The sequence below is a fragment of the Listeria costaricensis genome (assembly GCF_900183385.1).
Taxonomy (GTDB): domain Bacteria; phylum Bacillota; class Bacilli; order Lactobacillales; family Listeriaceae; genus Listeria; species Listeria costaricensis.
Genome location: NZ_FXUT01000032.1, coordinates 19,254 through 30,303, shown reverse-complemented (window position 1 = coordinate 30,303; position 11,050 = coordinate 19,254). Strand labels below are relative to the sequence as shown.

At 42.6% G+C, this 11,050-nt stretch carries 8 protein-coding genes; 2 read left to right on the top strand and 6 right to left on the bottom strand.

All coding sequences use genetic code 11. From position 1 onward, the window contains the following. From CS921_RS15125 to secA2, 6 genes are all read right to left on the bottom strand, one after another. A partial coding sequence (locus tag CS921_RS15125) for a hypothetical protein (RefSeq protein ID WP_162921800.1) occupies positions 1-945 on the bottom strand: 945 nt, incomplete at its 3' end. Between the two features lie 68 nt (positions 946-1,013). Then, the gene (locus CS921_RS15120) at positions 1,014-1,724 is read right to left on the bottom strand and encodes a Crp/Fnr family transcriptional regulator (RefSeq protein WP_162921799.1); all 711 of its coding nucleotides are present in this window, start codon (positions 1,722-1,724) and stop codon (positions 1,014-1,016) included. 22 nt (positions 1,725-1,746) lie between these two features. Further along, the gene (locus CS921_RS15115; RefSeq protein ID WP_099225373.1) at positions 1,747-2,349 is read right to left on the bottom strand and encodes a Crp/Fnr family transcriptional regulator; all 603 of its coding nucleotides are present in this window, start codon (positions 2,347-2,349) and stop codon (positions 1,747-1,749) included. 350 nt (positions 2,350-2,699) lie between these two features. After that, positions 2,700-3,863 (bottom strand): AI-2E family transporter, encoded by a 1,164-nt coding sequence (locus CS921_RS15110; RefSeq protein WP_099225371.1) that lies wholly within the window; start codon positions 3,861-3,863, stop codon positions 2,700-2,702. A gap of 211 nt (positions 3,864-4,074) precedes the next feature. Next, the gene (locus CS921_RS15105) at positions 4,075-4,968 is read right to left on the bottom strand and encodes an SDR family oxidoreductase (RefSeq protein WP_099225369.1); all 894 of its coding nucleotides are present in this window, start codon (positions 4,966-4,968) and stop codon (positions 4,075-4,077) included. Between the two features lie 113 nt (positions 4,969-5,081). Further along, positions 5,082-7,412, bottom strand: a complete 2,331-nt coding sequence (secA2, locus tag CS921_RS15100) for an accessory Sec system translocase SecA2 (protein ID WP_099225367.1) — start codon at positions 7,410-7,412, stop codon at positions 5,082-5,084. Between the two features lie 464 nt (positions 7,413-7,876). Between secA2 and CS921_RS15095 the strand changes: the two genes are divergently transcribed. Beyond that, positions 7,877-9,442 carry a LysM peptidoglycan-binding domain-containing protein gene (locus CS921_RS15095; RefSeq protein ID WP_099225365.1) on the top strand — a complete coding sequence of 522 codons (1,566 nt, stop codon included), beginning with the start codon at positions 7,877-7,879 and terminating at the stop codon, positions 9,440-9,442. 72 nt (positions 9,443-9,514) lie between these two features. Beyond that, on the top strand, positions 9,515-10,705 hold the full coding sequence (locus CS921_RS15090; protein WP_099225363.1) for a class I SAM-dependent rRNA methyltransferase: 1,191 nt from the start codon (positions 9,515-9,517) through the stop codon (positions 10,703-10,705). The last annotated feature ends 345 nt before the right edge of the window (positions 10,706-11,050 follow it).

Sequence of the window (11,050 nt, the reverse complement as noted above, 5' to 3'; positions counted from 1 at the left end):
CGTTGTATCATCTGTTGTCACGGCTTGAATGGTTGGTGCAGCTATTTCACCTTGTGTTACTATAACGGAGGCTTCAGCACTTGTTCTACCGTTTACAGTTTGCGTCGCTGTAATGGTTCCGCCATAGTTTTGTTTCTCAACATCAAATATCACTTTTCCATCAGCATCTGCTGTCTTGCTTCGTGTCGATCCACCAGGCAAAACGATTGAGATACGGGCGTATGGGTTACCTGTTACTGTAATCGTTGTATCATCTGTTGTCACAGCTTGAATAGTTGGTGCAGCTACTTCACCTTGTGTTACCATAATGGAGGCTTCAACGCTTGTTCTGCCGTTTACAATTTGTGTCGCTGTAATGGTTCCGCCATAGTTTTGCTTCTCAATATCAAAGGTGGTTTTTCCGTCAGCATCTGCTGTTCTGCTTCGTGTTGACCCATTAGGCAAAACGATTGAGATACGAGCATATGGTTTACCCGTTACTGTGATGATTGTATCATCTGTTGTCACTTCTGAAATTATTGGTGCATCAATCTCTATTCCCTGAACAATTGTTGATCCTTCAGGGCTTATTTGACCATTTAGTTCCTGTATCGCCCTAATCACATCATTTGCAACTAAGCCAGATAGTGCAAAAGTGGCTTCACCTTCTGCATTAGCCATTGTTGATACACGCAGACCAGTTTTTGGAAGAATTAACGTGATTTGAGCATTTGGCTCACCTTTAACTGTGATGGACGTTGACTCTTCATTTACACTGGACAAAGTGGGCGCTTCTAAACCAACAAGTGTATTTACCGCTTCACCTTTTTCAGTTTTTAGCTGATGATTTTCTGAAACACCCGCTTGCACTTCCTCAGCATTTACTGAGATAGCAGTCAGAGGTGCTGAAGCTAAAACATTAACAGCCAATAACCCCACTAAGACTTTTTTTGCACTTTTCTTCATAATCCTTCGTCAATCTCCTTTTTTAATTGAATTTATCCGTCTCTTTTTTGAAAATCCTCCTAACCCTATTATTTAAGAAAAGGGTTTGCTTCATTGTCAAACCACGTCTCTTTACTCTTATCCACCCCGTTATAGGCCACCTGCAGAGCACTTTTCCTGCCATCTTTCCAAACAATATCTAATGAAATGTTTTTTTGTAATTTTTCAAATAGATTTTTGCTTATATAAAAACAATCTTGTAAAACTTGCTTACTCAACCCTAAAGGAAATTCCAGATAGTCTTTTTTAGGTGTTGCGTATCGTTTAGCAAAATGATATAACGCTTTTTCTAGATCATGTTCTGCGACTGACTGCAAGATATAAAATTGTTCGTATAATCGATGCATGTTGCTCTCCAAAGATCGATCGACAAAAAAATCGGCTAAATCTTTGCTAACCATTAAATCAATCAATTCTGCTTTTTTAAACACCACAATTTGAGAATTTTGTTTAACTTCACAAAGGAAAGGATATTCTTCCTCCATTAATAAATAGCTTAAATCAATAAACTCTCCCGGAATAAAGCAATGTGTTGCCTTATCTTTGTAGCTGGCAATGACCAATCCTTCTTGCACATAATAGATATTTTGAACAAAATCGGCATCCTCATTCAGAAAACCTTTATTTTTATATATCTCTGTTCTCATTTTTAGTTTTCTTTCCGCAACTAAGGATTTAAAAAATTCATGTTCTGACATTGGGCACCACTCCCTTTGTGGTAGAAATGTTTCTTCAGACATATGATCCCTCCTCAAAGTAAACTTATACATTTCTTTTTTTAAGGATTTTTTGTATCGTACTTTCCTTAATCCCTACAAATCTTGCAAATTCTTTATAGGGAATTTCAGGCGGTAATACTCTTTGAGTAGGATTGGGAAATATTTTATTGATAAAAGTTATCGCAAGTTCGACTTTCTCTATTCCTTTTTCTCGCCGAAAAAGATAACACTCATAGATATGATCGCGAAAACGTTGCTCTTGTACATAAAGAAAGAGCCAGCGTTCCTGCATTCTATTTAAATACGTTTCTACTTCTGCCCGATCAAACCTGATGACCTCTACATCTGTAAAAGCGACAAACGAAAAAAAAGGGCTTCGCTCCCTACTCAGTACATTTAAACCAATAAAATTGCCTTTTGGAAAAAACGTATAAATATCTTCTTGTTTTTCAACTGAAACAATCCCGTCTTTGATAAAGTAGATATAATTATGTTGTGTCTTTTCCTTTACTATAAATGACCCTTTCGAAAACACTTTTTCCTTGTAATGGATCTTGTTTTCGTTTATGAGCCTTTCAAAAAGATTTTGCGGTTGAAAATCAATATGAACATTCTTTATGTTGTATAATTCGCTGATATCATTCATATTTTGCTCCTTAAGCTTATTTTTCTAATAAAAAAAAATCATTTATAGTCCATATGTATAAGATATAATAAAATAAAGATCTAGAAGGCGTAAAAAAGGACTAATACCATATTAATTTTTGAACTTTTTATGAATTAATAGCGAAATTACCAAATAAATTAATTTAAATATTTTATAATCTACTATATTTAAATAGTTATCCGTTTACATTTTGCAAACAAATCATTTTTATCAAGCACAATTCACTGCTAACTAATTATTTTTTATTAATTATTAAAAATGAACGATAAAAAAACCAACTTCTCCCCTAAGAAAAAGTTGGTTTTCGTCGTCTGTTTATTCGAGTTGATTTATTCATTCTTCTGTTCCGCCGCATACTCACTCTCCGGCTGCTCTCCGTACAGCCCGGAAATTCGTTTAAACCAAATAAACACGTGCGTTACAATGACCTTGAGTACCGCATAGCCCGGCACTGCGAAAATCACGCCGAGAACGCCGAACAATTTGCCGGCCACCAGAATCACAAATAGAATCGTGATTGGATGCACCTTGAGCGTTTTGCCCATAATCTGCGGCGAAATAAATTTCCCTTCTAAAAGCTGCACTAACACCCACACGACGATCAGTTTCAGAAGCAGCCATGGTGAAGTCACAATCGCAATAATCAGCGCAGGTGTAATCGCAATCGCAGGTCCTAAATAAGGCACAATACTCGTACATGCCGCAACAATCGCCAGCGTCAGCGCATAAGGCAAGCCGATAATCAAATAACCAATAAATAGCAAGATCCCGATACAGAAGCTGACAATGATTTGCCCGCGAATATACGAACTGATTTGGTGATTCGACTCGATCAGCACTTGACGAGTATGTGCCCGCCCATTAACCGGCAGCATTTTCAAAATGAAATCCGGCAACTTTTTCCCATCTTTCAGCAGATAGAAAAGTACGAGTGGAGTTGTCACGATCGCCAGCACAACTTCTGTCACCGTTCCAACAATATTGCCGATACTATCAATCGCACTGTTGACAACTGATGTCCCCTTCTCGGAAACCGTCTTCATGATATCGCTCATATTGCCACTTAACTTATCCTTGATCTGATCAAAAATCGGCGAGCGACTGAATTCATTAAATTTATCCGTAATTTGATCCCAGTAGCCCGGAAATGATTTGACCAGACTGATGATCTGATCTCGCACAGCCGGAATCACAAAGCTGAACACAAGTACGAGAATGCCAATAATGATTAAGTAGAGCAGCCCGATCGACCAGCCGCGATGCCAGCCCTTCCGCTCCAAAAAGTCAATGATCGGATTGAACAAGTAATAAGAAATTCCCGCTAGAATAATTGGTGCTGCGACCGTTTCAATGATGACCGCAAGCGGATGAAAAATAAACGAAATTTTTGTGAGCACAAGGATGTTCAAGCCAACCAGTAGTAGGATTAGTAAGCCGAGGACAAATTTGTTCTCAATAAAGTACTGCTTAAATTTTGAAAGAGTTTGCTTCATTCAATCACCTGCTTTTCTTTTTCTTCTATAGATTTTAGTACCACAAAATCATGATATCAATCCTGTTTACCCAAAAAAATCCTCCCTAAGAAGGATTTAATTGGTTCACAAATGAATCTGACTCATTCTTTATCGTACCAGAAAAATGAGAAAAAAGTTACTAAATTTTTCCAAGTAATTGATTTTAAACCAAATTTTCGTTTTTCCACCCCTATAGATTGATCGCTTCGCCGCCAGTCACACCATAAATTTGTGCCGTCACGTAGCTGGCTTTATTGGAAGCTAAGAATACGTAGACAGGTGCGAGTTCAGCAGGCTGTCCGGCGCGCTCCAGCAAACTGTTTTGGCCGAATTCAGGCAGTGCGTCGATCGGCTGTCCCTGATCCAGTTGCAGCGGTGTCCAAATTGGTCCCGGTGCCACGCCATTGACGCGGATTCCCTTAGGCGCAAACTGCTTCGCCAAGCCGATCGTAAAGTTGGCAATTGCAGCCTTTGTAGACGCATAATCCAGCAAATGTTCGCTTGGATGGAAGGCTTGAACGGAAGTCGTCGTCACGATTGCCCCACCAGCCGGCAAATGCGGTTCCGCTTCTTTCACCAGTGCAAACATCGCAATAATGTTCACTGTAAATGTGTCTTTTACTTGCTGAATCGGCAGTTCATCGATACTCGGTTGCGAAATCTGCTGCGCCGCATTCAGAACGAGCGTGTCCAGCCCGCCAAGTTGCTCCACAGCTTTTTGAACGATTTCTTTCGGTGCTGTTTCTTCGCGTAAATCATAAGGCAGCAAAACAGCTTTTCTGCCGGCTTGTTGAATATATTCAGCGACTTCCTTTGCGTCACGCTCTTCTCCCGGGAAAAAATGTAAAGCGATATCCGCTCCCTCCCGTGCAAAAGCAATGGCTGCTGCCCGTCCAATGCCAGAATCTCCGCCAGTGATGAGCACCCGTCGATTTTCCAGCTGCTTCGTGCCGACATAGCTTTCCTCACCGCAATCGGGCTTGGGTGTCATTTTCGCTTGCAGGGCTGGCGTCTCCTGATCTTGTTTGGGAAATCCGTCCGTTTCATACAATTTTCGTGGGTCAATTAAATTCGGTTCAGTCATTTTAACATTCTCTCCTTTAATCATTGTTATATATTCTCTAGCCTCTTCTTTCCTTTTATAAACATCAAAAAAGCCCCTCACCCAAAAAGTGAAGAGCTTTCTTCTATTAAAAATTATCCCCTTACAAGCCCTGTCGGATCAAGCTCCAAAATGGCATGTGCAAAGTAGAAATGATAATCTTGTTGGAATTTTTCAAACAGCTTGGCGCCTTCTTTTTGATACATCACAAGCGGATCCTGCTGACCATAGGCTTGAAGATGAATCCCTTCCCGAAGCTCGACCATTGCATCCAAATGAATCACCCACATCTGATCCATCAAATTCAAATAGACTTCTTTTTCGATCGCATTCAAGGTGTTTGGTGGGAATTGATCACGAACCGTTTTGTGCCAGCCGATGATTTTTTCCACCACTTCCTGCCCATCCATGGCGACCACTTCATCAAAGCTATGCGGAAATTTGGTTCCACCTAGCAGTTCCTGTTGCAGTCGGAAATAATATTCCTGCGTCTGTTCGTCTTCAGGCAAAATCGCTGGAAAAGCCCGCTCGGCCACCTCACGAATAATTTTTTCCGATGAGATGCCCAACTTGTTTCTTTCAAGCAGCTCATCCCGCTCTTTATAAACCACTTTCCGCTGCAAATCAATCACTTCATCATACGAAAGCAGGTCTTTCCGAATGTCATAATTGGCAGCCTCGATCCGCTTCTGTGCATCCAGTACGACCGAATGAATCTTGCGGTGATTGACCGGTTTGCCGTCGCGCGGGTGACGCCGTTTCAGCTTGGTATAGAGCTTGTCCCATTTCTTACTTTCAAATTGCTGCAAGAGATCGTCTTCCAGTGAAATCATAAATTTACTGAAACCCGGGTCGCCACGTCTGCCTGAGCGGCCCATCAGCTGCAAGTCGATCCGTCTGCTTTCATGGCGTTCCGTCCCAATAACCGCCAGTCCGCCCAACCGGTGCACATCTGGATCGAGCTTGATATCGGTTCCGCGACCGGCCATATTGGTCGCCAGCGTCACCATGCCGCGTTTTCCGGCCCGTGCAATAATCTCGGCTTCCTGCGCATGGTTTTTCGCGTTCAGCACTTGATGAGGAATGCCCGCCTCTGTCAGGAGTTTACTGATCCATTCGTTACTTTTAATGGAAGAAGTCCCGATTAAAGTCGGCTGCCCCTTTTCATACCGCCAAGAAACCTCATAGACGATCGCCCGGCCTTTTTCTTTTCTTGTATAAAACACATCATCCGGCATATCTTCCCGGTTTACCCGCAGGTTCGTTGGAATCACCACAACATCCGTCCCGTAAATCTGGCGGAACTCTTCTGCTTCCGTTTTAGCCGTCCCCGTCATACCCGATATCTTTTTATACATTCTGAAATAGTTCTGGATGGTGATTGTGGCCAGTGTGCGCGACTCCTCCTTGACTTCCACACCTTCCTTCGCTTCGATCGCCTGATGCAGCCCATCATTGAAGCGCCGCCCTGGAAGTGCCCGCCCAGTATGCGGATCAATAATCAACACTTCATCGTCCAGCACCACATAGTCCTTATCCTTCTGCATTAAAAAATGAGCCCGCATGAGCAGCATCGTGATTCGCAGCAGCGGCTGATTTTCTGCTTCATAGAGCGATTCCACTTTCCAAAAACGCTGCGCCTTTTCGATCCCCGCATCATTCATCCAGCAAAAGCGCTTATGTTCTTCAATTTCATAGTCGTCTTTCATCATCGTTTTGACCAGCTCGTTTGCCGTCAGATAAAGGTCCAGATTTTCTTCCTTCCGATCTGAAATCAACAGCGGCGTCCGGGCTTCATCAATCAAAATCGAGTCCGCTTCATCAATCAGCACGAAATCCAAACTCGACTGCACCTTGTCGTCCAGCTGCCGAACCATATTATCCCGCAAATAGTCAAAGCCGAATTCAGAAGCCGTTCCATAAATGACATCCGCCGTATAAAGCGCCTTTTTCTGCGCCTTGTCGAGCCCTGAAAGATTGAGCCCCACCGAGATTCCCAAATATTCCAGTATCTGTCCGATCTCTTCCCGGTCACGTTTCGCCAAATAGTCGTTCGCCGTGATCAAATGCACATGATTTCCGCGAATCACTTCAATATAAATCGCAAAAAGGGATACGAGTGTCTTTCCTTCCCCCGTCTTCATCTCGGCGATTTTCCCCTCACCTAAAACAAGTGCCCCGATAAGCTGCACAATGACGGCATCCAGACCAAGTATCCGGCTGGCCGCTTCCCTTGCCAAAGCAAAAATATTGATAATATCCCGATCCGGAATCTCCCTTTCACGATATTTTTCACGCCAGATGCGCGTTTGCTCCTGCAATTCTTCTTGATCCATATATTTATAAAGCCCTTCTTTTTTGACAATTTGACGGGCTACTTCACGATAAGCTTTGACAATTTTTCGATCATCATAATTTTGATTCATAATTTTGACTCCTCCACTCCCCTTAATTATACATGAACTCCACCATTTACAAAAAGCTTTCCTGAAAAATTTTCCCGCTTTCCAAAAATTCAACTTTTAAAATTCCGTTGTTTACAAATTCTTTCATGAAAAAAGCATGATGGAAATATTACAATTTAATTAAATTTTTCTGTTGTTATTTTTAAACAGGTTTCATTTTACGCAACATTTCAAGCCAAGCTTCTTCTTTAACTTTTCTTATAATCCTTTAAACAGCTACATCTCAAGCCCAAAGAACATATATTCGCCTTTCGTTTTATTACAGTTCTGTTACACATTTCTGGTATAGGCCGCTTTAACAGGCGCAGCGCTTAGGGAATTGTTTGTTTTTTGGGCTCAAACTGGGTAAAATGGGTATTAATCGGTGAATACATAGAAGTTATTCGACAAACGATTTTTATATGAAGAGAGGAGTTCTACAAATTATGAAAAAAGCGGCTATCGCGACAGCTACAGCGGGGATTGCAGTAACAGCATTTGCAGCTCCAACTATTGCTTCTGCCAGTACTGTGGTTGTAGAATCTGGTGACACTTTATGGGGAATTGCTCAGCAAAATGACACAACCGTAGATTCTCTTAAACAATTAAACAAGCTTACAAGTGATAAAATTTTTCCTGGTCAAAAATTAGTTGTTTCTGAACAGGCTCAAGAAAAATCAGAAAAACAAGTCACTGCGACTTGGCTAAACGTTCGTGACGGTGCTGGTGTTGACAACAATATCATCACTTCACTAAAAGGCGGTACAAAAGTAACCGTTGAAACGACTGAGTCAAACGGCTGGAACAAAATCACTTACGGTGACGGTCAAACAGGCTATGTAAATGGCAAATATCTCGGGGAAGCAACACAAACAGCTGCTGTGACTGAAACAACGACTGCAGCGACTGAGCAAACACAAGTACAAACAGAAACAACGACTGCCAGCAGCACTGAGCAGGTAGCAACGGACGTTTCCACGTACAAAGTAAAAAGTGGTGACACTCTTTGGGGACTTTCCACGAAGTTTGGGGTTTCTGTGAATGATCTAATGTCTTGGAATAATCTTTCTTCTTCTTCCATCTATGTTGGACAAAATCTAGCTGTGAAAGCATCTGCGGCACAACCAGCAGCTTCCACACAAACAGAAACAGCTACAGAAGAACAAACAACCCAAACGGAAACAGCAACTCAATCGGAAACAGCAACTCAATCGGAAACAACCACTCAGGCTTCTGAAGAGCAAACTTCTTCCACACAGGAAAGTCAAGCTTCTACAGAGTCTACACAAAGTAGCACGACACAAGCTTCCACTGTGACGGAAGAAACACAGGCTGATGCGATTGATACAAGTGCTTCTACTTATACAGTCAGAAGTGGCGATTCACTGAGCAAAATTGCCGGTATTTTTGGAACAAGCGTATCCAATTTGAAAGCTTTGAACGGGCTTTCTTCTGACGCACTCCAAGTTGGTCAAGTACTTAAAGTAAAAGGACAAGTGCCAGCTCAAAACACAACTAATAACAGCAGTTCAACTGCTTCTAGCAGCACAACAAACAACAGTACATCTGGTTCGAGCAGTTCGTCCGCTAGTTCTTCTAGCACATCGAACGCTTCATCATCCAGCTCTTCCAGCAGCAGTTCAAGTGCTAGCTACTCTGCACTGCTTAGCGAAGCACAAAAACATCTTGGCAAACCTTACAGCTGGGGCGGCAATGGCCCAAGCTCGTTCGACTGCTCCGGTTTCACGAAGTATGTTTACGGACAAGTGGGCATCAGCTTGCCACGTACTGCTAGTGCACAATACAGTGCTTCTACAAAAGTTTCTGAATCTCAAGCGAAACCAGGCGATCTAGTCTTCTTTAACTACGGTTCAGGCATTGCACACGTCGGCATTTACGTTGGTGGCGGCCAAATGATCGATGCACAGGATAACGGCGTTAAATACGACAATATCCATGGCAGCGGTTGGGGCGAATACCTTGTTGGCTTTGGTCGTGTAGCAAACTTCTAATTTTACAGAACACGCAAATAGCTTCCTACTTGTTTGTGGGAAGCTATTTTTTATGGAAAGGTTTGGGATAATATGGAAAACTACTACCCGCTTCAAGTAGCAAAAAAGCACGTCAATAAGTATCAGCAAGGCTATCCACTCCTGCACAAGGAATGGATGATGAATTGGTCTAAAAAAATTACCGAGAGCACCTTGCTAAAACTAGTCAGCCCTACCGGTGAATTTATTGCCTATGGTTATGCCGGCAAGCAAAATAAAGGCGACGGCTGGTTATTCAGCTTTGAGAAAAAGGCTCCCTCCCTGCTTGATAATCTTCGAGCACGGCTAAAAGAAGCGATAGAAATACGCCAGACCTATTTTGCCGATGAGACGACAACGGCTTTCCGGTTATTCAACGGAGAAGGCGACGGATTTGGCGGCCTGACAATCGACTACTATGACGGCTTTTTGCTGCTTCAGTGGTACAGTCTCGGCCTTTATGAATTCAAAAAAGAGCTGCTCCCCCATCTATTCGATCTTCCGTTTGTCAAAGGCATCTACGAGAAGCGGCGTTTTGAACAGGAGGAAGCAGCGGATCAGGAGGACTTTGTTGGCGGTGAAAAAGCCCCTGAACCCCTTTTAGTCAAAGAAAACGGCATGACTTTTGCAGTTTATTTAGATGATGGTTGGATGACAGGAATTTTTCTTGATCAAAAAGATGTCCGCCGCGAGTTGTCACTAGGTCTTACAGCTGGAAAAACGGTACTGAACACCTTCTCTTATACCGGTGCTTTCTCTGTAGCGGCACTTTACGGCGGTGCAGTTCATACGACCAGTGTGGATGCCGCCAAACGGACCATTGCCAAAACACGTGAGCAGTTCGAGGTCAATCATTTAGACAGCGCCGCACAAACGATTGTCGTGGAAGACGTCTTCCAATATTTCAAATATGCCCTGCGGAAAGGAAAGCAGTTTGATGTTGTTATCTGTGACCCGCCAAGCTTTGCCCGAACGAAAAAAACGACTTTCCAAGTAGCGAGCGACTATCCGGAACTCCTGCGTCAACTCATCCCGCTGACAGCAACTGGAGGCACAATGATTGTCTCAACCAATTATGCCGGCTTCGGAATGAAAGCTTTCAAGAAAATGATCCATAGCGTCTGTCAGGAAGAAACGCGCGCCTACCGGATTACTCAAGACTTCTCCCTGCCGACCGACTTCCGCACGACCAAAGCATTTCCTGAGGGGAATTATTTGAAAGTCGTGATGATCCAGTTTGACTAATGTACCCTTTCACAGAAAAAAACTCTCTGCCAAATCTCTAGTATCCATTTGGCAAAGAGTTTTTTTCTGTTTAAAAATCCAAAGTTAACAAGGAATCAAGCACCTGTTTGACTCGAAACAAGCCTTCTCCTCTTCGTTTATCGACCAATTCCTAACCTTGCAGCCGTTTGGTTTGGTATCAAAGCGATGAAGCAAAGGCAGGCGTATTGATACGTCTATAAATTTTATAGTCTTCTAACTCCAATGGTATCCAGAAAAGTGATTTCCACCGCTTGTCATCAGGCAAACAATGAGATAGCTTGTTTTTGATTACATGCACTTGAGGAAACTTTCATTGCTAGCTAT

Bases quoted from the DNA above. Each gene is read 5' to 3' on its own strand.
- CS921_RS15110 (WP_099225371.1), bottom strand. From the start codon at position 3,863: ATGAAGCAAACTCTTTCAAAATTTAAGCAGTACTTTATTGAGAACAAA.
- CS921_RS15115 (WP_099225373.1), bottom strand. From the start codon at position 2,349: ATGAATGATATCAGCGAATTATACAACATAAAGAATGTTCATATTGAT.
- CS921_RS15120 (WP_162921799.1), bottom strand. From the start codon at position 1,724: ATGTCTGAAGAAACATTTCTACCACAAAGGGAGTGGTGCCCAATGTCA.
- CS921_RS15105 (WP_099225369.1), bottom strand. From the start codon at position 4,968: ATGACTGAACCGAATTTAATTGACCCACGAAAATTGTATGAAACGGAC.
- secA2 (WP_099225367.1), bottom strand. From the start codon at position 7,412: ATGAATCAAAATTATGATGATCGAAAAATTGTCAAAGCTTATCGTGAA.
- CS921_RS15090 (WP_099225363.1), top strand. From the start codon at position 9,515: ATGGAAAACTACTACCCGCTTCAAGTAGCAAAAAAGCACGTCAATAAG.
- CS921_RS15095 (WP_099225365.1), top strand. From the start codon at position 7,877: ATGAAAAAAGCGGCTATCGCGACAGCTACAGCGGGGATTGCAGTAACA.